Raw genomic sequence first — 24,749 nt, forward strand, 5'->3', positions numbered from 1 at the left:
CTTCGGCGGCGCTCTGTCTTGTCCCCTCGTTCCCCCCTTGCCCGTTTTTTCCCCCCCTCCCCCCCCCCCCCCCCCCCCCACCGCCGTATGCAGGGGCGGGCGTGCGGTCTAGCGGCGCAGCCGGTGGCAGATGTACGCCAGGGTGCCCAGCAGCAGCCGGGCCTCGGGCGGGCCTCCGACGCAGTCCAGGGCCGGCGGGCGGAGCCAGCCGACCGGGCCGAGGCCCGCGTGGTCCGAGGGCGGGGCGGTCACGTACGCGCCGTGGCCGAGGGCCCGCAGGTCCAGGTCGGCGTCGTCCCAGCCCATCCGGTACAGCAGCCGGGGCAGCCCGTCCGCGGCGCCGGGCGCCACGAAGAACTGCGCCCGCCCGTCCGGGGTCGCGGCGACGGGTCCGAGCGGCAGGCCCATCCGCTCCAGCCGGACCAGGGCGCGGCGCCCGGTCTCCTGGGCGACCTCGATGACGTCGAAGCCGCGGCCCGCGGGCAGCAGCACCGCGGCGCCCGGGTACTCGCCCCACGTCCCGGCCACCTCGTCGAGGGTGGCGCCGGCGGGGACGGTCGGGGCGAGGGGCAGCGGGTGGGCTCCGGGGGCCGGGCAGTCGGGGCGGCCGCAGGAGCAGTCCCGCCGGGGGCCGGCGGCCCGTGCCCCGGGGACCACGTCCCACCCCCACAGGCCCGTGTACTCCGCGACCGCCGTGCACTCCGACGTCCGCCCGCGGCGGCGCGTACCGGAGCGGAATTCCTTGGTGCTGCGGCTGCCGCCGATCGTGAAGCCCATGCCCATGCCCCCTCCAACGGGTCGGACGCGCCGGTGGTTACGACGTTCGGGGGGACCGGGGTGCGGCCTCCCCTGCGGTGCCGCCCGGCGCACTCCCTGCCGCGCGCGCCCCGGGCGCACTCCTGTCCATCCGATCGCCTCTGCTCCACTGCCAAGTGAATCGCGCCTGGCGGGCGGCGCGTTCGTCGCCAGGGGTGGCGAATGGTGGCGTTTCGACGAACCGGCTCGCGGGGCGGGTGATCGTAGGATTACTTTCGGTACACCGACCCTGAGGGCGTAACGTTCGTGATTATGCCGGAGGCAAGACGTGAAGGACCTGTGAAGGTCCCCTGGCGGCGCCTGCCCTCCCGGACAGGGTTTGCGTAGGAACAGGGCTGAGCGGATGGGGGCGTTCCAGTGGGCGGCAACGGCGCAAGCGGAACGAGCGGGCCACCGGACGGATCCGGGCCCGCCGCCCGCAACGAGCAGCTGACCTCCTGGTTCGTGCGCAGCGGCTGGTCCAAGGGCGAACTCGCCCGCCAGGTGAACCGGCGCGCCCGGCAGATGGGCGCCCACCACATCAGCACCGACACCTCGCGCGTGCGCCGCTGGCTCGACGGCGAGCAGCCGCGCGAACCCGTCCCGAGGATCCTCTCGGAGCTGTTCTCCGAGCGCTTCGGCTCCGTCGTCGCCATCGAGCAGCTCGGCCTGCGCACCGCCCACCAGACCCCCTCCGTCTCCGGGGTCGACCTGCCCTGGGCCCCCCAGCAGACCGTGGAACTCCTCGGGGAGTTCTCCCGCAGCGACCTCATGCTCGCCCGCCGCGGCTTCCTCGGCACCTCCCTCGCCCTCTCCGCCGGCCCCGCCCTCATCGAGCCCATGCAGCGCTGGCTCGTCCCCTCCCCGGCCGCCGACCCCGCGGCCGGGCGCGGCGGTCAGGGCGGCGGGGCCCTCGGCGGACACCGGCCCCCGCGCCTGTCCGGACCGGAACTCGACCTCCTCGAAGCGACGACCGTCATGTTCCGCCAGTGGGACGCCCAGTGCGGCGGCGGACTGCGCCGCAAGGCCGTCGTGGGCCAGCTCCACGAGGTCACCGACCTGCTCCAGGAGACCCACCCGGCGCCCGTCATGAAGAGGCTGTTCAAGGTCGCCGCCGAACTCGCCGAGCTCGCCGGGTGGATGAGCTACGACATCGGGCTGCACCCCACCGCGCAGAAGTACTTCGTCCTCGCGCTTCACGCCGCGAAGGAGGCCGGCGACAAGCCCCTCGGCTCGTACATCCTCTCCAACATGAGCCGCCAGATGATCCACCTGGGCCGCCCCGAGGACGCCCTGGAACTCATCCACCTCGCCCAGTACGGCAGCCGCGACTGCGCCGGCCCGCGCACCCAGGCGATGCTGTATGCGATGGAGGCCCGCGCCTACGCCAACATGGGCCAGCCCAGCCGCTGCAAGCGGGCCGTCCGCATGGCCGAGGACACCTTCGAGGACATCGGCCCCGGCGACGCGCCCGAGCCCGACTGGATCCGCTTCTTCTCCGAGGCGGAGCTCAACGGCGAGAACTCCCACTCCTACCGCGACCTCGCCTACGTCGCCGGGCGCAGCCCCATGTACGCCTCCCTCGCCGCGCCCGCCATGGAGCGCGCCGTCGAGCTCTTCGGCCGGGACGAGGTGCACCAGCGCTCCTACGCGCTCAACCTCATCGGCATGGCCACCGTGCACCTCCTCCAGCGCGAGCCCGAGCAGGCCGCCTCCTACGTCGACCGCGCCCTCGCCGTGGCCGGAAAGATTCGGTCCGAAAGGGTGAACACCCGGCTCCGCAAGACCGTCGACACCGCCGCCCGTGAGTACGGCGACGTCGCCGAGGTCGTCCGGCTGACCGACCACCTCGCCTTCGCACTGCCCCCGGCCGCGGAGGCCGTCTGACGGCCCGCGCGGCCGTCCCCCCGAAGGCCCCGGCCGCGGCAGCCACCCCGTGAAGCCCGATCAGGCTCCCCCAGCCAGGACTCCCGGGTGGTGCCGCGGCCGGCCCCGTCCCCCCGCCGCCGGCCGCCCCCGCCGGGCCGCCGGCCCGCCCCCGCCGACGGAGGCCCTGTTCATCGGCACGTAACAGCCCGCACCTCTTCGTCACGGGCGCGAAACATCGGGCGGCGCCGCCGGAAACCGGCCTGCGCGAATCTCTGGGTCAATAACCGGCCAGCCCCCGGGCCCCGGGCCACCCACCGGCCCCCACGCCTTCACGCGCCCAGGTCCCACGGTCGCCCGCACGCGAACGCACCGACGACGAGGAGACGCCGATGGCACCAGCCATCACGACCCTCGCGGCAGACACCCCGACGCTGTCTGCCGCGAACACCGGGTTCATGCTCATCTGCTCCGCCCTGGTCATGCTGATGACCCCGGGACTCGCCTTCTTCTACGGAGGCATGGTCCGCGTCAAGAGCAGCCTCAACATGCTGATGATGAGCTTCGTCAGCCTCGGGATCGTCACGGTCCTGTGGGTGCTCTACGGCTTCAGCATCGCCTTCGGCGCCGACTCCGGCGGCCTCGTCGGCTGGTCCTCCGACTACCTCGGCCTCAGCGGCATCGGCATCACCGAGCTGTGGGACGGCTACACCGTCCCCGTCTACGTCTTCGCCGTCTTCCAGCTGATGTTCGCCGTCATCACCCCCGCCCTCATCAGCGGCGCCCTCGCCGACCGCGTCAAGTTCGGCGCCTGGGCCCTCTTCACCGCCCTGTGGGCCACCGTCGTCTACTTCCCCGTCGCCCACTGGGTGTGGGCGCCCGGCGGCTGGCTCTTCGAGATGGGCGTCATCGACTTCGCCGGCGGCACCGCCGTCCACATCAACGCAGGCGCCGCCGCCCTCGGCGTCATCCTCGTCATCGGCAAGCGCATCGGCTTCAAGAAGGACCCGATGCGGCCCCACAGCCTCCCCCTCGTCATGCTCGGCGCGGGCCTCCTCTGGTTCGGCTGGTTCGGCTTCAACGCCGGCTCCTGGCTGGGCAACGACGACGGCGTCGGCGCCGTGATGTTCGTCAACACCCAGGTCGCCGCCGCCGCCGCCATGCTCGCCTGGCTCGCGTACGAGAAGCTGCGCCACGGCTCCTTCACCACGCTCGGCGCGGCCTCCGGCGCCGTCGCCGGCCTCGTCGCCATCACCCCCGCCGGCGGCTCCTGCTCCCCGCTCGGCGCGCTCGCCATCGGCGCCGTCTCCGGCCTGGTGTGCGCCATGGCCGTCGGCCTGAAGTACAAGCTCGGCTACGACGACTCCCTCGACGTCATCGGCGTCCACCTCGTCGGCGGCGTCATCGGCTCCCTCCTCGTCGGCTTCTTCGCCACCGGAGGCGTCCAGTCCGAAGCGGCAGGCCTCTTCTACGGCGGCGGCCTGGAGCAGCTCGGCAAGCAGGCCGTGGGCGTCTTCTCCGTCCTCGCCTACTCTCTCGTCGTGTCCGCACTGCTCGCCTTCCTCCTCGACAAGACGATGGGGATGCGCGTCAGCGAGGACGACGAGGTCTCCGGCATCGACCAGGTCGAGCACGCCGAGACCGCCTACGACTTCAGCGGAGCCGGAGGCGGCGCCCCCTTCCGGAGCACCCCCGCCCCCGCCCCCGCCGCCGCGAGCAAGAAGGTCAACGCATGAAGCTGATCACCGCGATCGTCAAGCCGCACCGGCTGGACGAGATCAAGGACTCCCTCCAGCGCTTCGGCGTCCAGGGCCTGACCGTCTCCGAGGCCAGCGGCTACGGCCGCCAGCGCGGCCACACCGAGGTGTACCGCGGCGCCGAGTACACCGTGGACCTCGTCCCCAAGATCCGCATCGAGGTCGTCGTCGAGGACGACGACGCCGAACCGGTCATGGAGATCCTGGTCAACAGCGCCCGGACCGGCAAGATCGGCGACGGCAAGGTGTGGAGCGTCCCCGTCGACGCACTCGTCCGGGTACGCACCGGCGAGCGCGGCGCCGAAGCGCTCTGACGACGGGAGGCCCTGGGTGACGAGCGCCGGAACGACCACGGACACGTCCGACCCGGGACCCGGCGGCTACGCCGCGGCCCGGCTGCGGCTCCTTGAACGGGAGCCGCAGTCCGGGCCGTCGCGGCGCTCCGCGCTGGCCGGGCTCACCGACGACTGGCTGAACTCCCTGTTCGCCGACGCGGCACGCGACACCGGCGTCCGCGGCGCCGCCCTCGTCGCCGTCGGCGGCTACGGGCGCGGCGAACTCTCCCCCCGCAGCGACCTCGACCTGCTGCTCCTCCACGACGGCAAGGCCGCCCCCGCCGACCTCGCCCGCCTCGCCGACCGCCTCTGGTACCCGGTGTGGGACCTCGGCCTCTCCCTCGACCACTCCGTCCGCACCCCCGCCGAGGCCCGCCGCACCGCCTCCGACGACCTCAAGGTCCACCTCGGCCTCCTCGACGCCCGCCCCGTCGCCGGCGACGCCGGCCTGCTGGCCGGCCTGCGCACCGCCGTCCTCGCCGACTGGCGCAACGAGGCCCCCGCCCGCCTGCCCCGGCTGCACGCCCTGTGCCGCGAACGCGCCGAACAGTGCGGCGAACTCCGCTTCCTCCTCGAACCCGACCTCAAGGAGGCCCGCGGCGGCCTCCGGGACGCCGCCGCCCTGCGCGCCGTCGCCGCCTCCTGGCTCGCCGACGCCCCCCGCGAAGGCCTCGCCGAAGCCCGCCGCCGGCTGCTCGACACCCGCGACGCCCTCCACCTCGCCACCGGCCGCCCCGGCGACCGGCTCACCCTCCAGGAACAGGCCCAGGTCGCCGCCCGCACCGGCCACCCCGACGCCGACACCCTGCTGCGCGAGGTCTACGAAGCCGCGCGCACCATCTCCTACGCCGCCGACGTCACCTGGCGGGAGGTCGGCCGGGTCCTGCGCGCCCGCGCCGCCCGCCCCCGCCTGCGCGGACTGCTCGGCCCCCGCGGCCGCGGCGCCGCCGCCGGAGCCGCCGAACGCGCCCCGCTCGCCGAGGGCGTCGTCGAAGCCGACGGCGAGGCCGTCCTGGCGCTCGCCGCCCGCCCCGACCGCGACCCCGTCCTGCCGCTGCGCCTCGGCGCGGCCGCCGCGCAGGCCGGGCTGCCCGTGTCGCTGCACGCCGTACGGCGCCTCGCCGCGCAGGCCCGGCCGCTGCCCGAACCCTGGCCGGCCGAGGCGCGCGAGCAGCTGATCACCCTGCTCGGGGCGGGCGAGCCGACCGTCGCCGTCTGGGAGGCCCTGGAGGCCGAGGGCCTCGTCTCCCGGATGCTGCCCGAGTGGGAGCGCGTACGGTGCCGGCCCCAGCGCAACCCCGTCCACACCTGGACCGTCGACCGCCACCTGGTGGAGACCGCGGTGCGGGCCTCCGCGATGACCCGCCGCGTCGGCCGCCCCGACCTGCTGCTGATGGCCGCCCTCCTGCACGACATCGGCAAGGGCCTGCCCGGCGACCACTCCGCCGCCGGGGAGGCCGTCGCCCGCCGGATCGCCCTGCGCACCGGCTTCGCCGCGGCCGACGCCGACACCCTCGCCGCCCTGGTCCGCCACCACCTGCTGCTCGTCGACACCGCGACCCGGCGCGACCTCGACGACCCCGCCACCGTCCGCACCGTCGCCGACGCCGTCCGCACCCCCGGCACCCTGGAACTCCTGCACGCCCTCACCGAGGCCGACGCCCTGGCCACCGGGCCGGCCGCCTGGTCGGCCTGGCGCGCCTCCCTCGTCGCCGACCTCGTCCGGCGGGTCGCAGCCGTCCTCGGCGGCGCCCCCGACCCCGGGCGGCCCGACCCGGCGCCCACCGCGGAGGAGGAGCGCCTCGCCGTGGAGGCCCTGCGGACCGGGGAGCCCGTCCTGGCACTGCACGCCCGCCCGGAGGAGGACGCCGTCGGCGCGGAACTCGCCGTCGCCGTCCCCGACCAGCCCGGTGTGCTGCCCGCCGTCGCCGGCGTCCTCGCCCTGCACCGGCTCACCGTCCGCGCCGCCGACCTGCGCTCGCTGGAACTGCCCGGCCAGCTCGGCGAGGTGCTCGTCCTGCGCTGGCGGGTGGCCGCCGGGTACGGCTCGCTGCCCGAGGGGTCCCGGCTGCGGGCCGACCTCGTCCGCGCCCTGGAGGGCGGCCTGGACATCTCCGCGAAGCTCGCCGAGCGGGAGGCCGCCTACCCGCGGCGGCGCGGCGTGGTCCCGCCGCCGCCCCGGGTCACCGTCGTCCCGGAGGTGTCCTCCCTCGCCACCGTCCTGGAGGTGCGCGCGCCCGACGCCGTCGGGCTGCTGCACCGCATCGGCCGGGCCCTGGAGGACGCAGGGGTACGGGTCCGCAGCGCGCACGTCTCGACGCTGGGGGCCAACGCGGTGGACTCGCTGTACGTCACCTCGGCCGAGGGCAAACCCCTCGCCCCGGCGGAGGCGGCCTCCGTCGCCGAGGCCCTCGCCCGCGCGCTGGCCTGACATCCGGCCCCGAGGGAAAAACGCCCGCGGGGTCGGGCAGGCGGGCCGGACCGATACCCTGGGGTACGACCACACCGCCCCCGACCCGAGGAATCGCGACCACCGTGTTCGATACGCTTTCCGACCGCCTCAGCGCGACCTTCAAGTCCCTCCGGGGCAAGGGCCGCCTCTCCGAACAGGACATCGACGCCGCGGCCCGGGAAATCCGTATCGCCCTCCTCGAGGCCGACGTCGCCCTCCCGGTCGTCCGCTCCTTCATCGCGAACGTCAAGGAGCGCGCCCGCGGGGCCGAGGTCTCCAAGGCCCTCAACCCGGCGCAGCAGGTCCTCAAGATCGTCAACGAGGAGCTGGTCTCGATCCTCGGCGGCGAGACCCGCCGCCTGCGGTTCGCCAAGACCGCCCCGACCGTGATCATGCTGGCCGGCCTCCAGGGTGCGGGCAAGACCACCCTCGCCGGAAAGCTCGGACACTGGCTCAAGGGCCAGGGCCACACGCCCCTGCTCGTCGCATGCGACCTCCAGCGCCCCAACGCCGTCAACCAGCTCGGCATCGTCGCCGAGCGCGCCGGCGTCGGCTTCTACGGCCCGCAGCCGGGCAACGGCGTCGGCGACCCGGTCCAGGTCGCGAAGGACTCCGTCGAGTACGCGCGCACCAAGCAGTACGACATCGTCATCGTCGACACCGCCGGCCGCCTCGGCATCGACGAGGAGCTGATGCAGCAGGCCGCGGACATCCGCGACGCGGTCAGCCCCGACGAGGTCCTCTTCGTCGTCGACGCGATGATCGGCCAGGACGCGGTCAACACCGCCGAGGCCTTCCGCGACGGCGTCGGCTTCGACGGCGTGGTGCTGTCCAAGCTCGACGGCGACGCCCGCGGCGGTGCCGCGCTCTCCATCGCGCACGTCACCGGCAAGCAGATCATGTTCGCCTCGAACGGCGAGAAGGTCGACGACTTCGACGCCTTCCACCCGGACCGCATGGCGGGCCGGATCCTCGACATGGGTGACATGCTCACCCTGATCGAGCAGGCCGAGCGGACGTTCTCGCAGGCCGAGGCCGAGAAGATGGCGGCCAAGCTCGCCAAGGGCCCCAAGGAGTTCACGCTCGACGACTTCCTGGCCCAGATGGAGCAGGTCCGCAAGATGGGCTCCATCTCCAAGCTGCTCGGCATGCTGCCCGGCATGGGGCAGATCAAGGAGCAGATCAACAACATCGACGAGCGCGACGTCGACCGCACCGCCGCGATCATCAAGTCGATGACCCCGGCCGAGCGCCAGGACCCGACGATCATCAACGGCTCGCGCCGCGCCCGTATCGCCAAGGGCTCCGGGACCGAGGTCAGCGCCGTCAAGAACCTCGTCGAGCGGTTCTTCGAGGCCCGCAAGATGATGTCGCGCATGGCCCAGGGCGGCGGCATGCCGGGGATGCCGGGCATCCCGGGCATGGGCGGCGGCCCCGGCCGGCAGAAGAAGCAGGTCAAGCAGGCCAAGGGCAAGCGCAAGAGCGGCAACCCGATGAAGCGCAAGGCGGAGGAGGCGGCGGCCGCCGCCCGCCGCGAGCAGGCCGCCCTGGGCGGCGGGGCGGGCGCCGAGGGCAGCCCCTTCGGGCTGCCGGGCGGCGCCCCGGGCGAGGACTTCGAGCTGCCGGACGAGTTCAAGAAGTTCATGAAGTAGTACCGGCGTCCCCTGGGGCCCCGGCCGCCCACCGCGCGGCCGGGGCCCCGGTGCGTCCGGGCCAGGGCGGGGCGGTCCGGGGCGGGGGAGCCCGTCCGGAAGCCTCTGCCCGGAATATCCCTTATGGTCGGCGAGGAGGACGGCAGTAAGGAGGCCCACGGTGCCCAGCCCCACCCCCGCGCCGCCGCGCGAGCGGGCCGACACGCCCTGGCGCTCCGAAGGCGCGCCGCCCCCGCCGCCCAAGAAGAAGATGCCGGGCGGCTGGCGCTGGCTGGTCCTGGCCGCCCTGCTCGTCTTCCTGGTCACCAACCTCGTCCTGTCCTTCTTCAACGAGGGCGACGAGCCGACCGTCTCCTACACCGAGTTCAGCAGGCAGGTCGCCGCCGGCAACGTCGCCAAGATCTACGCCAAGGGCGACGCCATCCAGGGCGAGCTGAAGGCGAAGCGGCCCCTCCCCGACGGTGAGAAGGGCGACTACACCAAGTTCACCACCCAGCGCCCCGCCTTCGCCGAGGACGACCTGTGGGCCGAGCTCACCAAGCAGAACACCACCGTCACCGCCTCACCGGTGGTCGTCCAGCGCAGCCTCCTCGCCAACGTGCTGCTCTCCCTCGCCCCGATGCTGCTGCTCGTCCTGCTGTGGGTGCTCCTCGCCCGCCGGATGGGCTCGGCGCTCGGCGGCGGCCTCGGCGGCCTCGGCCGCAAAACGCCGCCCCGGCCCGTGGAGCTCCAGGAGGGCGGCAAGCGCACCACCTTCGAGGACGTCGCCGGCATCGACGAGGTCCAGGGCGAGCTGCACGACGTCGTCGACTTCCTCAAGAACCCCCAGCGGTACCGGGCGATGGGCGCCCGCATGCCCGGCGGCGTCCTGCTCGCGGGACTGCCCGGGACCGGCAAGACGCTGCTCGCCCGGGCGGTGGCGGGCGAGGCGGGCGTCCCGTTCTTCTCGGCGTCCGCCTCCGAGTTCATCGAGATGATCGTCGGCGTCGGCGCCTCCCGGGTCCGTGAACTGTTCACCGAGGCCCGCAAGGTCGCCCCGGCGATCATCTTCATCGACGAGATCGACACCATCGGCCGGGCCCGCGGCGCCGGCGGCGGCATCGGCGGCCACGACGAGAGGGAGCAGACCCTCAACCAGATCCTGACCGAAATGGACGGCTTCTCCGGCTCCGAGGGCGTGGTCGTGATCGCCGCCACCAACCGCGCGGACGTCCTCGACCCCGCCCTCACCCGCCCCGGCCGCTTCGACCGCACCGTCACCGTCGCCCCGCCCGACAAGAGCGGCCGCGAGGCGATCCTGCGCATCCACACCCGCGAGATCCCCCTCGCCCCGGAGGTCGACCTCGCGCAGATGGCCGCAACCACCCCGGGCATGACCGGCGCCGAACTCGCCAACCTCGCGAACGAGGCCGCCCTCCTCGCCGTCAAGCGGGGGCGCGACCGGGTCACCCAGGGCGACCTCTCCGAAGCGCTGGAAAAGGTCCAGCTCGGTGCGGAGCGCCCGCTCGTCATGCCCCAGGAGGAGCGCCGCCGCACCGCCTACCACGAGAGCGGCCACGCCCTGCTGGGCATGCTCCACCCGGGCGCCGACCCCGTCCGCAAGATCACGATCGTGCCCCGCGGCCGGGCGCTCGGCGTCACCCTCTCCACCCCGGAGGCCGACCGGTACGCCTACACCGAGGAGTACCTGCGCGGCCGGATCATCGGCGCGCTCGGCGGGATGGCGGCCGAGCACACCGTCTACGACGTGGTCACCACCGGCTCCGAGAACGACCTGGAACAGGTCACCGGCATCGTGCGCGGCATGGTCGGCCGCTGGGGCATGAGCGAGCGCATCGGCCGCCTCACCGCCGTCCCCTCCGACGGGCAGAGCCCGTACGGCCTGGTCGCCGCCCCCGCCACCCTCGACGCGGTGGACGCCGAGATGCGGCGGATCGTGGACGAGTGCTACACGGAGGCCTGCCGCCTGCTGCGCGAGCACCGGCCGAAACTCGATGCCCTCGCCGAGGCGCTGCTCGCCAACGAGACCCTCGACGAGGCCGCGGCCTACGCCGCGGCCGGCATCCCGCGCACTCCCGCCTGACGGCCCGCCGCCGGGAGGGCGGCCGCGCCTGCCGCGGCCGCGCCCTCCCGCTTTCCGGGCGGCTCCCTCACGGCACCCGGGCCACCACGTAGCACAGGATGTTCGGCAGCCAGACCGAGCCGTCGCTTCGCTCGTACGGGTGAAGCGCCTCGGCGAGCTCCTTCTCCACCTGCCCTGTGTCGCCCGCGGAGCCGTACAGCCCCGTCGAGAGCAGCCCGCGCACCGCGCTGTCGGCGTCCGCGTACCCGAACGGGCAGAACACCCGCCCCGAGCCGTCGGGCCGCAGCCCGGCCGCGGACACCAGCGCCTCCAGGTCCCTCGGTGCCGGGCCGCCCCCCGGCACCGAGGGGACCGTGCACCGCTCCGCGGGCCCCCAGCCCGCCAGGACCACCGCGGCGCCGCTGCGCAGCGCCGGCAGGGCCGCGGCGAGGGCCGCCCCGGAGGGCGCGAAGGCGAACAGCACGTCGTACGGGCGCCCGCCGGGTGCCGGCGCCGACGGCAGCACGTCCAGCAGGCGCTCGCGCGCCAGGGCCCGCCGCTCGGGGTCCGCCTCCACCCCCGTCGCCGCGGCGCCCCGGCCCTCGGCCAGCAGCAGGGCCAGCCCGGCCCCGCAGTCCAGGCCCAGCAGCCGGTCGCCCGGACCGACCGCCAGCCGGTCGTAGACCGTCTCGTACAGCGGTACGAGCATCCGTTCCTGGATCTCCGCCCAGTCGCGGGCGACGAGTGTCGGCGTAGGCGTAGGTGTCATCGAAAGAGCGCTCCTGATTCCTTGTCGCCCCCTTGCCCCCGATGCCAGAGAACTCCCCATCCGCCCCCGCGTCCAGAGGAGTGCGCCACCCGATTCACGGATCGCCCCCCGGGCGCCGTACCATTCGCGCCATGGCAAAGGCTCCCGTTCTCACCCCCCAGGCGGAGGATTTCCCCCGCTGGTACCAGGATCTGATCAACAAGGCCGAGCTGGCCGACAACGGCCCTGTGCGCGGCACCATGGTCATCCGGCCGTACGGCTACGGGCTGTGGGAGCGGATGCAGCAGGAGATGGACGCGCGCATCAAGGAAGCGGGCGCCCAGAACGCCTACTTCCCGATGTTCATCCCGCAGTCCTACCTGACCAGGGAGGCCGAGCACGTCGAGGGCTTCGCCCCCGAGCTCGCGGTCGTCACCCACGGCGGCGGCAAGCAGCTCGAGGAGCCGGTCGTGGTGCGCCCGACCTCCGAGACGATCATCAACGACTACTTCTCGAAGTGGGTGCAGAGCTACCGCGACCTGCCCCTGCTGATCAACCAGTGGGCCAACGTGGTCCGCTGGGAGATGCGCCCGCGCGTCTTCCTCCGTACGAGCGAGTTCCTCTGGCAGGAGGGCCACACGGCCCACGCCACGTACGAGGACGCGCGCGACTACGCGGCCCGGATCCACCGCGACGTGTACGGCGACTTCATGGTCAACGTGCTCGGCATCGACGTCGTGCTCGGCCGCAAGACGCCGAAGGAGCGCTTCGCCGGCGCCATCAACACCCTCACCCTGGAGGGCATGATGGGCGACGGCAAGGCCCTCCAGATGGGCACGAGCCACGAGCTGGGCCAGAACTTCGCCAAGGCCTTCCACACCCAGTACCTGTCGAAGGACAGCAAGCAGGAGTTCGTCTGGCAGACCTCCTGGGGCGTGTCGACCCGCATGGTCGGCGGCCTGATCATGTCCCACGGCGACGACAACGGCCTGCGCGTGCCGCCGCGGCTGGCGCACGTCCAGGTCGTGGTCATGGCGATCAAGGGCGACGAGGCCGTGGCGAAGGTCCGCGAGCTGGGCGACCGCCTGAAGGCCGCCGGCATCCGGGTCCACGTGGACGACCGCGTCGACACCCCCTTCGGCCGCCGCGCCGTCGACTGGGAGCTCAAGGGCGTCCCGGTCCGTGTCGAGATCGGCCCCCGCGACCTGGAGGCCGGCACCGCGATGCTCGCCCGCCGGATCCCCGGCGGCAAGGAGCCGGTGCAGATCGACGCCCTCGCCGACCTGCTGCCCAAGGTGCTGGACGAGGACCAGGCGCAGCTGCTGCGCGAGTCCCGCGAGCGCCGCGAGGCCCGCACCACCGACGTCTCCACGCTGGAGGAGGCCGCCGAGGCGGCGGCCGCCGGCGGCTGGGCGCGGATCCCGTGGGCCGACCTCGGCCCCGAGGGCGAGGCCAAGCTGGGCGAGCAGGCCGTCACCGTGCGCTGCCTGATCGCCGAGGACGGGTCGGTGCCCGAGTCGGACGACGCCCCCGGTACGCTCGCCATCGTCGCGCGCTCGTACTGACACCCGACGCCCGCGCTTCCGCCATCGCGCCCCGGCGTGCGGCCGCCCGCCGCGCGCCGGGGCTGATGTTTTGCCGTCGGCGTTGTGTACCGACTCCTCCTGGGATCGGCGCACCCGTCCTCGTCGTCGCGCATCAGGCACAACTGACGGGTACGTGCAAAAAATTTGGAATGGCCCGGAATCGGAACACCGGGGGCCTTCGGCTCGTTGTCACGACGTGAGCACGACACCACCTGTTCTCGCCGCAGAGCTGGCGCAGGCGTGGGCCGACATTCAGCGGCACCACCCCGAGCTGCCGGACCTTGCCGCGCCCGAGTCCCTGATCGGAGAGTCCTCGTCCGCCTGCGGCGCGGAACTCTCCTTCGAGCGACTGCTGCACGAGGCAGTCCACGGCATCGCCGCCGCCCGGGGAGTGCGCGACACCTCCCGGGCCGGCCGCTACCACAACCGCAGATTCCTCGCGATCGCCGAGGAGATGGGGCTGGACCATTCCGACGAGCCGCATCCGAGCAGCGGCTTCTCGCTGGTCACGCTGAACGCCGAGGCGAAGAAGCGGTACCGCCCGACCATCGAGCGCCTCCACCGCGCCCTGAAGGCCCACACCGCGGCCACGACGGCCGACACCAAGCGCACCTTCCGCGGCCCGGCCGCGCGGCACGGCTCGTCCGGCGGGGGCGTGCGGGTCAAGGCCGTCTGCGACTGCGGGCGCAACGTGCGGGTGGTGCCCTCCGTGCTGGCGCAGGCCCCGATCGTCTGCGGCGGCTGCATGAAGCCGTTCCGCATCCCGGAGGTCGCGGTCACCGCAGCCGCGTCCTGAACCCGCCGCGCGGTGCGGCGCGCGGCGGGCGGCACGGGCCGCCGGGGGCGGGCCGGGGCCGCCACCGTCATGTGGCAGAATGGATGGCTGTACTCGACAGTCGCACAGGACCCCTCTCTCCTCCGGCTGACGCGTCCATCGGGCACCCGAGTACCGCAACCCCACGTGGCATCTCAAGTGCCCAACCACGTCAAGTTCAGGAGACACCACTCCAGTGGCAGTCAAGATCAAGCTCAAGCGCCTCGGCAAGATCCGCTCCCCGCACTACCGCATCGTCGTCGCCGACGCCCGCACCCGCCGGGACGGCCGCGCGATCGAGGAGATCGGCATCTACCAGCCGACGTACAACCCGTCGCGCATCGAGGTCAACGCCGAGCGCGCCCAGTACTGGCTCTCGGTCGGCGCCCAGCCCACCGACGCCGTGCTCGCCATCCTCAAGCTGACCGGTGACTGGCAGAAGCACAAGGGCCTGCCGGCCCCCGCGCCGCTGCTGCAGCCGGCGACGAAGGAAGACAAGCGTCGCTCCTTCGACGAGTTCGCCAAGGCCCTCGAGGGCATCGGCGAGACCAAGGGCGAGGCCATCACGCAGAAGGCGAAGAAGGCCGACAAGAAGGCGGACGAGGCTGAGGCCGCCGCCGAGTCGACCGAGGCCTGAGCATGCTCGAGGAGGCTCTTGAGCACCTCGTAAAGGGCATTGTGGACAACCCCGACGACGTGCAGGTCGCCTCGCGCAACCTGCGCCGCGGGCAGGTGCTCGAGGTCCGGGTCCACCCCGACGACCTCGGGAAGGTGATCGGCCGCAACGGCCGCACCGCACGTGCGCTGCGCACCGTCGTGGGCGCCATCGGCGGCCGCGGCATCCGCGTCGACCTCGTCGACGTGGACCAGGTCCGCTGAGCAGTTGAATCACCGGCACGGGCCGGGGAGGGCATTCGTGCCCGCCCCGGCCCGTCGTCGTATGGACAGGAGAAGGAAGAGTGCAGCTGGTAGTCGCGCGGATCGGCCGCGCCCACGGGATCAAGGGTGAGGTCACCGTCGAGGTGCGGACGGACGAGCCGGAGCTGCGGCTCGGGCCCGGCGCCGTGCTGCAGACGGAGCCGGCCTCGGCGGGCCCCCTCACCGTCGAGACGGGACGGGTGCACAGCGGGCGCCTCCTGCTGCGGTTCGAGGGAGTGAAGGACCGCAACGCCGCGGAGGCGCTGCGCAACACGCTGCTGATCGCCGACGTCGACCCGTCTGAGCTGCCCGAGGAGCCCGACGAGTTCTACGACCACCAGCTCATCGACCTGGACGTGGTCCTGGAGGACGGCACCGCGATCGGCCGGATCACCGAGATCTCCCACCTGCCTTCGCAGGACCTGTTCATCGTCGAGCGGGAGGACGGCTCCGAGGTGATGATTCCCTTCGTGGAGGAGATCGTCGCCGAGATCGACCTGGAGGAGCAGCGCTGCGTCATCACGCCGCCGCCCGGCCTGATCGACGACCGTGCCGTGGTGGCCTCCACCCGGGACGAGGAGGACGGGGCCTGATGCGGCTCGACGTCGTCACGATCTTCCCCGAGTACCTGGAGCCGCTGAACGTCTCCCTCGTCGGCAAGGCGCGGGCCCGCGGGCAGCTCGGCGTGCACGTCCACGACCTGCGCGACTGGACCCACGACCGGCACAACACCGTCGACGACACCCCGTACGGCGGCGGCCCCGGCATGGTCATGAAGACCGACCCCTGGGGCGAGGCCCTCGACGAGGTGCTGGCCGACGGCTACGAGGCCGGCGCCCGCGGGCCCGTCCTCGTCGTGCCCACGCCCAGCGGGCGGCCGTTCACGCAGGAACTCGCCGTCGAGCTCTCCGAGCGGCCCTGGCTGATCTTCACGCCGGCCCGCTACGAGGGCATCGACCGGCGCGTCATGGACGAGTACGCGACGCGCATGCCGGTCTACGAGGTCTCCATCGGCGACTACGTCCTCGCGGGCGGCGAGGCCGCCGTGCTCGTCGTGACGGAGGCCGTCGCCCGCCTGCTGCCCGGCGTCCTCGGCAACGCCGAATCGCACCGGGACGACTCCTTCGCGCCCGGCGAGATGGCGAACCTGCTGGAGGGCCCCGTCTACACCAAGCCCCCGCAGTGGCGCGGCCGCGGCATCCCGGAGGTGCTGCTGAGCGGCCACCACGGGAAGATCGCCCGCTGGCGGCGCGACGAGGCGCTGCGCCGGACCGCCGCCAACCGGCCGGACCTGATCGAGCGCTGCGAGGCCTCGGCGTACGACAAGAAGGACCGGGAGCTGCTGGCCGCCCTGGGCTGGCAGCCGTCCGCGGACGGCCGGTTTTGGCGCAGGCCGCGGACCGTGGAAGAATAGGCGGCTGCTGTGTGCTCGCGTGCGCCCCTGCCACAGGGGGACCGTCGCACGAGGGGTGGCACGGCTACGGAATTCTCCCCGAAAACCCGCATCGGCGACCTGTGGCGTCGTGCGAAGAAAGCAGACGAAGAACATGTCTCACCTGCTCGACGGCGTGAACGCCGCCTCCCTGCGCTCGGACGTCCCGGCCTTCCGCCCGGGTGACACCGTCAACGTGCACGTCCGCGTCATCGAGGGCAACCGCTCCCGTATCCAGCAGTTCAAGGGCGTCGTCATCCGCCGCCAGGGCTCCGGCGTCTCCGAGACCTTCACCGTTCGCAAGGTCTCCTTCAGCGTCGGTGTCGAGCGCACCTTCCCGGTGAACTCCCCGATCTTCGAGAAGATCGAGCTGGTCACCCGTGGTGACGTCCGCCGCGCCAAGCTGTACTACCTCCGTGAGCTCCGCGGCAAGGCCGCGAAGATCAAGGAGAAGCGCGACCGCTGATCTCCTCTCCGGATCCAGGGGGCGGCCGGATAGGCTCCCCCCGATGGACACCGAAGCAGAGCTCACCGAACGCGGCCGCTCCTCCCCTGGCACGGGGGAGGAGCGGCCGCGTTCCGCTTTTGCCCGGTTCCTCGCGCCGGACGGCCGGCGGAGGCTGCCCCCGCTGCGCGGAGCCGCCCTGCTCGGGGTGGCCTGCACCGTCTTCCTGCTGCTGCTCGCCGGCTTCGTCGTCCAGCCCTTCCTGATCCCGAGCCGGTCCATGGAGCCCACGCTCCAGGTCGGCGACCGACTGCTGGTGAACAAGCTGGCGTACCGTTTCGGCGATGCGCCGCGGCGCGGCGACGTGGTCGTGTTCGACGGCACCGGCTCCTTCGTGCGGGAACCGGACACGGCGCCGGGCCCGCTGGCCGGGCTGGTCGGCGGAGCGGCCTCCGCCCTCGGCATCGGCGGGCCGTCCGACACCGACTTCGTCAAGCGGGTCGTCGGCGTCGGCGGGGACGACGTGGTCTGCTGCGACGCGCAGGGGCGCCTCGCGGTGAACGGGGTGCCGCTGGCCGAGCCGTACCTGTACCCGGGCGACGCTCCCTCGAAGGTGCCCTTCCGGATCGTCGTCCCGCTGGACCACCTCTGGGTGATGGGCGACCACCGGTCGCAGTCCCGGGACTCCCGGGACCACCTCGGCGAGCCGGGCGGCGGGATGGTGCCGGTGGAGAGGGTCATCGGGCGGGCCGACTGGATCGGCTGGCCGCCCTCGCGCTGGGGCCGCACCGCCCCGCGGCCGGCGCCGTCCGCCCCGGCGCCCGCCTCCGGAGGCGGCCATGGGTAGCCGCGGCCGGCAGCGCAGCGAGCGCGAGCGCCGCAGGCAGGCCGCGCGGCCCGCCCCCGCGCCGGCCGCCGCGGAGACCCCGGCGGCGCCCGAGCCGGGCGGGCGGGCCGAGCGGCGCCGGCTGGCCCGCCGCGTCCGGCGGCGCCGGCGCACCCGGCGCGCCGGCGAGCTCCCGCTGCTCGTCGTCGCGGCGCTGTGCATCGCCCTGCTGCTCAAGACGTTCCTGGTGCAGGCCTTCTTCATCCCCTCGGGCTCCATGGAGGAGACCATCCGCATCGGCGACCGGGTCCTCGTCGACAAGCTGACCCCCTGGTTCGGCTCCCCGGTCGAGCGCGGCGACATCGTCGTGTTCAAAGATCCCGGCGGTTGGCTCAAGGGCGAGGCCGCGCGCCCGCCGCGCGACCCCGTGGGCGTCAAGCAGATCAAGCAGACGCTGACCTTCATCGGCCTGCTGCCCTCCGCCGACGAACAGGACCTCATCAAGCGGGTCATCGGGGTCGGCGGCGACACCGTCGCCTGCTGCGACGCCAAGGGCCGCGTCACCGTCAACGGCGCGCCGCTGGACGAGCCGTACGTGAAGCCCGGGAACGCACCCTCCGACATCAGGTTCGAAGTGGCCGTCCCGCCCGGCCGGCTCTTCGTCATGGGCGACCACCGCTCCAATTCGGCCGATTCCCGCTACCACCTCGACGAGGCCTTCCAGGGGACCATCTCGGAGGAGGGCGTCGTCGGCGAAGCCGTAGTCATCGCATGGCCGTTCGACCACTGGCGCAGGCTGGAGCAGCCCGCGACCTTCCTCACCGTGCCGGATCAGCGGCGGAGCGGGCGACGCGGCCGCAGCGGGCGCCGTGCGGGCGCACCCGTCGCATAGTGTGTCCTCGGTCTCCCGCGCCTTAGGGAACTCCCGCTCGTTAAGGGAGGGGAGGACCCGTGCCGAACCGGCCGGGCGGCAGTTCCGAGTGAGGAGTGGATGTGGGGGACGTGGCGGTAGGCGCACGGTCCGGACGCGACGACGGCGAGGAGCGCCCGGCCGACGCCGAGCACATTGCCGGGGGCGCGGCCGGCGACGAGGCGGAGGACGACGCCGAGGCGCAGCCGCAGCGTTCGTTCTGGAAGGAGCTGCCGCTCCTCATCGGCATCGCCCTGCTGCTCGCCCTGCTGATCAAGACGTTCCTGGTGCAGGCGTTCTCGATCCCCTCGGACTCGATGCAGAACACCCTCCAGCGCGGCGACCGCGTCCTGGTGGACAAGCTCACTCCGTGGTTCGGCTCCGAGCCCGAGCGCGGCGAGGTCGTGGTCTTCCACGACCCGGCGAACTGGCTGGCGGGGGAGCCCACCCCGGAGCCCAACCTCGCCCAGCAGATCCTCAGCAAGATCGGCCTGATGCCGTCCGCCGACGAGAAGGACCTGATCAAGCGGACCATCGCCATCGGCGGGGACACGGTCGAGTGCAAGAAGGGCGGCCCGGTCGTCGTCAACGGCAAGCCGCTCGACGAGCCGTACATCTTCCCCGGCAACACCCCCTGTGACGACGCGCCGTTCGGGCCGCTCAAGGTGCCCGAGGGCAAGATCTGGGTGATGGGCGACCACCGCCAGAACAGCCAGGACTCCCGCTACCACATGCAGGACTCCACCCAGGGCTTCGTCCCCGTCGACAAGGTCGTCGGGCGCGCCGTGGTCGTGGCCTGGCCGGTCACCCGCTGGTCGACCCTGCCGGTCCCGGACACCTTCGATCAGCCGGGCATCGGCAACCAGGCCCCGGCCAAGGCGCTGAGCGCCGCCCCGGCCGCGCTCGGCCTGGCCGGAGCCGTCCCCCTCGTCCTGTGGCGCAGGCGGAGGCTTACCGGCGGTCCTACCGGCAGGTAGGGTGCCGCCCAGGGTGGTCCATCCCGGATTTGGGGGCGCAGCCATGGGCGGAACGCAGGACAGCAGAGCGCAGCAGGCGCGCGGCACCGGAGGCGGCGTCCGCGGTGCCGGCGGCGTCCTGTCGGGCATCGCCGTGGCCGTCGGCTTCGTGCTCTTCCTCGGCGGCTTCGTGTGGGGTGCTGTCGTGTACCAGCCCTTCACCGTGCCGACCGACTCGATGGTGCCGACCGTCAGGCCCGGCGACCGGGTCCTCGCCCAGCGGATCGACGGCGCCGAGGTGCGCCGCGGCGACGTGGTCGTCTTCACCGACACCCGGTGGGCCGACTCGCCCATGGTCAAGCGGGTCGTCGGCGTCGGCGGCGACACGGTGAGGTGCTGCGGCGAGGGCGGCCGGCTCACGCTCAACGGCCGGGAGCTCGACGAGCCGTACGCCGACCTCGACGACCCCGGCGCCGCCGCGAACGGACTGCGGCCCGCGTCGCAGACCCCCTTCGAGGTGACCGTCCCCGAGGGGAACCTCTTCCTCCTCGGCGACCGCCGCGCCGCCTCCCTCGACTCCCGGGCCCACCTCCAGGAGGCCGGGCAGGGAACCGTGCCGCGCTCCGCGGTGCAGGGCCGCGTCGACGCCCTCGCCTGGCCCTCCGCGACCATGGTCGGCCGGCCCGCGGCGTACGCGGACCTGCCCGGCGGGGTCTCCCGGCCCGGGCCGCTGCGGATCCAGCTGGCCGCGGCCGCGGCCGGGGCCGCGCTCGTCCTGCTCGGGTGCGCGTACGGGCCGCTGGCGCGGACGCTCGCCCGCCGCCGGGAGCGGGCCGGTGCCCGCTGACCCGGCCGGCGCCGCCGGCCTGCGCAAGGTGTCCCGGGTGGTGCTGCTCGACCCCGCAGACCGGATCCTGCTGCTGCACGGCTTCGAGCCCGCCGCACCGGAGGTCGACTGGTGGTTCACCCCCGGCGGCGGCCTGGAGGGCGCCGAGACCCGCGAAGAGGCCGCCCTGCGGGAACTCGCGGAGGAGACGGGGATCACCGAGGTCGTGCTCGGGCCGGTGCTGTGGCGGCGCCAGTGCGCCTTCCCCTTCGACGGGCGGCAGTGGGAGCAGGACGAGTGGTACTTCCTGGCCCGGACGGGGCAGACGCGCACCGAGATGAAGGGCCTCACCGAACTGGAGCGGCGCAGCGTCAGCGGTTCCAGGTGGTGGACCGTGCAGGAACTCCTCACGGCCCGCGAGACGGTCTACCCCAAGCGGCTCGCCGAGCTGCTGGCGACGCTGCTGGCCGAGGGCCCGCCGGGCGCGCCGGTGGACCTCGCGACGGAAATCGACCGGCCGCCCGCGTGACTGCCGCACAATGGGGGGACGCACGGCTGAAGGGGAACATGCCATGAGCGCCGAGGACCTCGAGAAGTACGAGACCGAGATGGAGCTGAAGCTCTATCGGGAGTACCGCGACGTCGTCGGGCTGTTCAAGTACGTGATCGAGACGGAACGCCGCTTCTACCTGACGAACGACTACGAGATGCAGGTGCACTCGGTCCAGGGGGAGGTGTTCTTCGAGGTGACGATGGCCGACGCCTGGGTGTGGGACATGTACCGGCCTGCCCGCTTCGTCAAGCAGGTGCGCGTGCTGACCTTCAAGGACGTGAACATCGAGGAGCTCAACAAGAGCGACCTCGAACTGCCCGGCAGCTGACCGCGGCGGCCCGGCCGCGCCCGGCGGGGGCGCGCCTGTCCCCCTGACGGGTGAGGGGGCTGTCCACAACGGCCTCTCCGTCCACCAAGATCCACTCGCTTCCGCGGTCCGCGGGACCGTGGCGGTGGAGGTGGTGCGCGGTGGACGCGAAGGGCGTGGCGCGGCAGGCGATGGGGCGGTACGGCGAGGATCTCGCCGTGCGGCGGCTGGCGGAGGCCGGCATGATCGTCATCGAGCGGAACTGGCGGTGCCGGGCGGGGGAGATCGACATCCTCGCCCGGGACGGGGACGCGCTCGTGGTGTGCGAGGTCAAGACCCGGCGGGCGGGCCCGTTCGAGCACCCGATGGCCGCGGTGCGGCCGGGCAAGGCGGAGCGTCTGCGGCGGCTCGCCGGGCGCTGGCTCGCCGACCACGGGGGGCCGCCGCCGGGCGGGGTGCGGATCGACCTGGTCGGGGTCGTGCTGCCGCGGCGCGGGGCGCCCGTCGTGGAGCACGTCAGGGGGGTGGCCTGATGGGGTTCGCGCGAGCCTGCTCGGTGGCCCTCGTCGGCGTCGAGGGCGTGGTCGTGGAGGTCCAGGCCGACCTCGAACCGGGAGTGGCGGCGTTCACCCTGGTGGGGCTGCCCGACAAGACCCTGGTCGAGAGCCGGGACCGGGTGCGGGCCGCCGTCGCCAACTCCGGCGCCGCCTGGCCGCAGAAGAAGCTCACGGTCGGGCTCAGCCCGGCCTCCGTCCCCAAGGGCGGCTCGGGTTTCGACCTCGCCGTCGCGGCAGCGGTGCTCGGGGCCGCGGAGGTCGTCGACCCGGCGGTCATCGCCGACCTGGTCCTCATCGGGGAGCTTGGGCTGGACGGCCGGGTCCGGCCCGTGCCCGGCATCCTCCCGGCGGTGCTCGCCGCCGCGGAGGCCGGCCACCGGAACGTCGTCGTGCCGCGGGGCTGCGCCGCCGAGGCGGAGCTGGTGCCCGGGGTGTCGGTGCTCGGCGTCGGCAGCCTGCGCCGGCTGATCGCGGTGCTGACCGGGGCCGACGGCGCGGCCGCCGAGCCCGAGGAGGAGGCCGGGCCGCCGGGCCCCGGGCCTTCGGCGCTGCTGCTGCCCGGCGCGGGCCTGGGCACCGGGGTCCTCTCCGGCGGGGCGGCGGAGGGCGGCCCCGCCGACCTGCCGGACCTGGCCGACGTGGCCGGGCAGCAGGCGGCCCGCCGCGCCCTGGAGGTGGCCGCCTCAGGAGGGCACCACCTGTTCCTGAGCGGGCCGCCGGGCGCGGGCAAGACGATGCTCGCCGAGCGGATGCCGGGCATCCTGCCGCCGCTCACCCGGCGGGACTCCCTGGAGGTGACCGCCGTCCACTCGGTCGCCGGGATCCTCCCGCCGGGCGACCCCCTCGTCACCCGGGCCCCCTACTGCGCGCCGCACCACTCCGCCACCATGCAGTCCCTCGTCGGCGGCGGGGCCGGGGTGCCGCGGCCGGGGGCCGTCTCGCTGGCCCACCGCGGGATCCTCTTCCTGGACGAGGCCGCCGAGTTCAGCGCGAAGGCGCTGGACGCGCTCCGCCAGCCCCTGGAGTCCGGGCGGGTGGTCATCGCCAGGGCCGCCGGCGTGGTGCAGCTGCCGGCCCGCTTCCTGATGGTCCTCGCGGCGAACCCCTGCCCCTGCGGGCGGCACGGGCTGTACGGCGCGGGCTGCGAATGCCCCGCCTCCGTGGTCCGGCGCTACCAGGCCCGGCTGTCCGGACCGCTGCTGGACCGGGTTGACCTGCGGGTCGAGGTCGAGCCGGTCGGCCGCCGCGACCTGGCCCGGCCCGGCAGCCGCGGCGAGCCCACGGCCGTCGTCGCCGCCCGGGTCCGGCAGGCCCGGGAGCGCGCCGCGGCCCGGCTCGCCGGGACGCCGTGGCGGCTCAACGCCGAAATCCCCGGCCACGAGCTGCGCACCCGCTGGCCGGCCGCACCCGGGGCGCTCGCCCAAGCCGAGCGGGACCTGGAGCGCGGCCTCCTCACCGCCCGCGGGCTCGACCGGGTGCTGCGCGTCGCCTGGACCGTGGCCGACCTGCGGGGCAACGACCGGCCGGACGCGCTGGACCTGGCCGTCGCCCTGGAGCTCCGCACCGGAGTGTCCCGCGGCGCCGCCCTCGCGGCGGGAGCCGCGCCGTGACGGCGCCCGGCGGCCGGGAGCCGCTGCCCGGGTCCGGGCAGCCGCACGGTCCCGGCCCCGAGCCGCTGCCGGACTCCGGACCGCCGGGCGGCCCCGGCCCGGAGGGCCGGACCGGGTCGGAACCCGGCTCCGGGGGGTACGGGGAGGAGCTGCTCGCGCGGGCCGCGCTGACGCGGGTGCTGGAACCGGGGGACGTGCACGGGGGCCGGTGGCTGCGTGAGCAGGGGGCCGCCGGCCTGATGCGCCTGCTCACCGGGGCCGACCCCGAGCCGCCGGAGCTGGGCGGGGCGGGCCGGCAGCGGGTGGCCGGATACCGGCTGCGGGCCGCGAAGGCCGATCCCCGCGCCGACCTGGACCGGGCGGCGGAGCTGGGCTGCCGGTTCATCTGCCCCGGCACCCCGCAGTGGCCCACCCAGCTCGACGACCTCGGCGACGCCAGACCCGTCGGCCTGTGGGTACGGGGCACCCCCGACCTGCGTACCTGGGCGCTGCGCTCCGTCGCGCTCGTCGGGGCGCGGGCCTGCACCCCGTACGGGGCGCACATGGCGCACACCCTGGCGGCCGGGCTCGCCGAGCGCGGCTGGGTCGTGGTGTCGGGGGCGGCGTACGGGATCGACGGCGCCGCGCACCGCGGTGCGCTCGGTGCCGGCGGGGCGACGGCCGCGGTCCTGGCCTGCGGGGTGGACACCCCCTACCCGCGGGGCCACGCCGGGCTGCTCGGCACTATCGCGGGGCAGGGACTGGTGCTGGGCGAGCTGCCGCCCGGCAGCCATCCGACGCCCGCCCGGTTCGTGCTGCGCAACCGGGTCATCGCCGCCCTCACCCGCGGCACCGTCGTCGTCGAGGCGGCCTACCGCAGCGGTTCGCTGGTCACCGCCCGCCGCGCCCGGCAGCTGGGCCGGTTCACCATGGGCGTCCCCGGGCCCGCCACCAGCGGGCTGTCGGCCGGGGTGCACGAGCTGCTGCGCGGGGAGGCGGTGCTCGTCACCGACGCCGCCGAGGTGGTCGAACTCGTCGGCGGCATGGGGGAGCTGGCGCCCGAGCGGCGCGGGCCGGTCCTCGCCCGCGACCTGCTGGACCCGGACACCGCGCGGGTACTCGACGCGCTGCCGGCCGCGGGGCCGGCGCAGGCCGCCGACATCGCCGTCGCCTCGGGGACCGGCACCGATGAAGTCATCGGCAGACTGTACGAACTTCACTCTCTGGGGTTCGTCGAACGGCTGGGCGACGGCTGGCGGTTGGCCAAGAGGACACGCCGGGAAGGCACACGAACCGGTGGCGAACGGCGAGGCGGTCGGTGACCTGGGGCGTTCCGGTGAAAGAGTGAAGCCGATGAATACCG

Annotated in this window: 24 protein-coding genes; 22 read left to right on the top strand and 2 right to left on the bottom strand. The window is 74.0% G+C overall.

Annotated elements, in window-relative coordinates; translation table 11 throughout:
* Positions 1–108: 108 nt before the first annotated feature.
* Positions 109–777, bottom strand: coding sequence for a bifunctional DNA primase/polymerase (locus ACZ462_RS27075; protein WP_467807642.1), 669 nt, complete (start codon positions 775–777; stop codon positions 109–111).
* A 396-nt stretch (positions 778–1,173) separates the two neighbouring features.
* Here ACZ462_RS27075 and nsdA point away from each other — a divergent pair, with 396 nt between their 5' ends.
* From nsdA to ftsH, 6 genes are all read left to right on the top strand, one after another.
* Positions 1,174–2,682 (top strand): transcriptional repressor NsdA, encoded by a 1,509-nt coding sequence (gene nsdA / locus ACZ462_RS27080; RefSeq protein ID WP_467807641.1) that lies wholly within the window; start codon positions 1,174–1,176, stop codon positions 2,680–2,682.
* Between the two features lie 371 nt (positions 2,683–3,053).
* Entirely contained in the window at positions 3,054–4,397 is a 1,344-nt protein-coding gene (locus tag ACZ462_RS27085) for an ammonium transporter (protein ID WP_467807640.1), read from the top strand.
* A complete protein-coding gene (locus ACZ462_RS27090) occupies positions 4,394–4,732 on the top strand; it encodes a P-II family nitrogen regulator (RefSeq protein ID WP_467807639.1) in 339 nt (112 codons plus the stop codon). The genes ACZ462_RS27085 and ACZ462_RS27090 overlap by 4 nt, the downstream gene beginning before the upstream one ends.
* Before the next feature lie 16 nt (positions 4,733–4,748).
* On the top strand, positions 4,749–7,184 hold the full coding sequence (locus ACZ462_RS27095; RefSeq protein ID WP_467807638.1) for a [protein-PII] uridylyltransferase: 2,436 nt from the start codon (positions 4,749–4,751) through the stop codon (positions 7,182–7,184).
* 104 nt (positions 7,185–7,288) lie between these two features.
* Entirely contained in the window at positions 7,289–8,857 is a 1,569-nt protein-coding gene (ffh, locus tag ACZ462_RS27100; RefSeq protein ID WP_467807636.1) for a signal recognition particle protein, read from the top strand.
* A 160-nt stretch (positions 8,858–9,017) separates the two neighbouring features.
* Positions 9,018–10,940 carry an ATP-dependent zinc metalloprotease FtsH gene (ftsH, locus tag ACZ462_RS27105; RefSeq protein ID WP_467807634.1) on the top strand — a complete coding sequence of 641 codons (1,923 nt, stop codon included), beginning with the start codon at positions 9,018–9,020 and terminating at the stop codon, positions 10,938–10,940.
* Between the two features lie 67 nt (positions 10,941–11,007).
* Here the strand turns inward: ftsH and ACZ462_RS27110 are convergent, their stop codons facing one another.
* Positions 11,008–11,688, bottom strand: a complete 681-nt coding sequence (locus ACZ462_RS27110) for an SAM-dependent methyltransferase (RefSeq protein ID WP_467807632.1) — start codon at positions 11,686–11,688, stop codon at positions 11,008–11,010.
* A gap of 131 nt (positions 11,689–11,819) precedes the next feature.
* Here ACZ462_RS27110 and proS point away from each other — a divergent pair, with 131 nt between their 5' ends.
* From proS to dprA, 16 genes are all read left to right on the top strand, one after another.
* Positions 11,820–13,232 carry a proline--tRNA ligase gene (proS, locus tag ACZ462_RS27115; RefSeq protein WP_467807630.1) on the top strand — a complete coding sequence of 471 codons (1,413 nt, stop codon included), beginning with the start codon at positions 11,820–11,822 and terminating at the stop codon, positions 13,230–13,232.
* Positions 13,233–13,449: 217 nt separating this feature from the next.
* A complete protein-coding gene (locus ACZ462_RS27120; protein ID WP_467807629.1) occupies positions 13,450–14,049 on the top strand; it encodes a hypothetical protein in 600 nt (199 codons plus the stop codon).
* A gap of 214 nt (positions 14,050–14,263) precedes the next feature.
* On the top strand, positions 14,264–14,704 hold the full coding sequence (rpsP, locus tag ACZ462_RS27125) for a 30S ribosomal protein S16 (protein ID WP_114054374.1): 441 nt from the start codon (positions 14,264–14,266) through the stop codon (positions 14,702–14,704).
* A gap of 2 nt (positions 14,705–14,706) precedes the next feature.
* A complete protein-coding gene (locus tag ACZ462_RS27130) occupies positions 14,707–14,946 on the top strand; it encodes an RNA-binding protein (protein ID WP_007266827.1) in 240 nt (79 codons plus the stop codon).
* 80 nt (positions 14,947–15,026) lie between these two features.
* Positions 15,027–15,578: a ribosome maturation factor RimM gene (gene rimM / locus ACZ462_RS27135; protein ID WP_467807627.1), complete on the top strand. Its 552-nt coding sequence runs from the start codon at positions 15,027–15,029 to the stop codon at positions 15,576–15,578.
* Positions 15,578–16,399, top strand: a complete 822-nt coding sequence (gene trmD, locus ACZ462_RS27140; RefSeq protein WP_467807625.1) for a tRNA (guanosine(37)-N1)-methyltransferase TrmD — start codon at positions 15,578–15,580, stop codon at positions 16,397–16,399. Before rimM ends, trmD begins: the two co-directional genes overlap by 1 nt.
* Before the next feature lie 133 nt (positions 16,400–16,532).
* On the top strand, positions 16,533–16,883 hold the full coding sequence (rplS, locus tag ACZ462_RS27145; RefSeq protein WP_114054377.1) for a 50S ribosomal protein L19: 351 nt from the start codon (positions 16,533–16,535) through the stop codon (positions 16,881–16,883).
* 43 nt (positions 16,884–16,926) lie between these two features.
* The gene (gene lepB, locus ACZ462_RS27150; protein WP_467807623.1) at positions 16,927–17,709 is read left to right on the top strand and encodes a signal peptidase I; all 783 of its coding nucleotides are present in this window, start codon (positions 16,927–16,929) and stop codon (positions 17,707–17,709) included.
* Positions 17,702–18,580: a signal peptidase I gene (gene lepB / locus ACZ462_RS27155; RefSeq protein ID WP_467807621.1), complete on the top strand. Its 879-nt coding sequence runs from the start codon at positions 17,702–17,704 to the stop codon at positions 18,578–18,580. The genes lepB (ACZ462_RS27150) and lepB (ACZ462_RS27155) overlap by 8 nt, the downstream gene beginning before the upstream one ends.
* 110 nt (positions 18,581–18,690) lie before the next feature.
* Positions 18,691–19,575: a signal peptidase I gene (gene lepB / locus ACZ462_RS27160; RefSeq protein WP_125543458.1), complete on the top strand. Its 885-nt coding sequence runs from the start codon at positions 18,691–18,693 to the stop codon at positions 19,573–19,575.
* 43 nt (positions 19,576–19,618) lie between these two features.
* The gene (gene lepB, locus ACZ462_RS27165) at positions 19,619–20,401 is read left to right on the top strand and encodes a signal peptidase I (RefSeq protein WP_467807620.1); all 783 of its coding nucleotides are present in this window, start codon (positions 19,619–19,621) and stop codon (positions 20,399–20,401) included.
* On the top strand, positions 20,391–20,909 hold the full coding sequence (locus ACZ462_RS27170) for an NUDIX hydrolase (protein WP_467807618.1): 519 nt from the start codon (positions 20,391–20,393) through the stop codon (positions 20,907–20,909). Before lepB (ACZ462_RS27165) ends, ACZ462_RS27170 begins: the two co-directional genes overlap by 11 nt.
* 43 nt (positions 20,910–20,952) lie before the next feature.
* Positions 20,953–21,261 carry a DUF2469 domain-containing protein gene (locus ACZ462_RS27175; protein ID WP_006139554.1) on the top strand — a complete coding sequence of 103 codons (309 nt, stop codon included), beginning with the start codon at positions 20,953–20,955 and terminating at the stop codon, positions 21,259–21,261.
* A gap of 140 nt (positions 21,262–21,401) precedes the next feature.
* Entirely contained in the window at positions 21,402–21,773 is a 372-nt protein-coding gene (locus tag ACZ462_RS27180; protein WP_467807617.1) for a YraN family protein, read from the top strand.
* Positions 21,773–23,407 (top strand): YifB family Mg chelatase-like AAA ATPase, encoded by a 1,635-nt coding sequence (locus ACZ462_RS27185; protein ID WP_467807615.1) that lies wholly within the window; start codon positions 21,773–21,775, stop codon positions 23,405–23,407. Before ACZ462_RS27180 ends, ACZ462_RS27185 begins: the two co-directional genes overlap by 1 nt.
* Entirely contained in the window at positions 23,404–24,708 is a 1,305-nt protein-coding gene (gene dprA, locus ACZ462_RS27190; protein WP_467807613.1) for a DNA-processing protein DprA, read from the top strand. The genes ACZ462_RS27185 and dprA overlap by 4 nt, the downstream gene beginning before the upstream one ends.
* Positions 24,709–24,749: the final 41 nt, after the last annotated feature.

Source organism: Streptomyces sp. NPDC031121 (genome assembly GCF_055570615.1).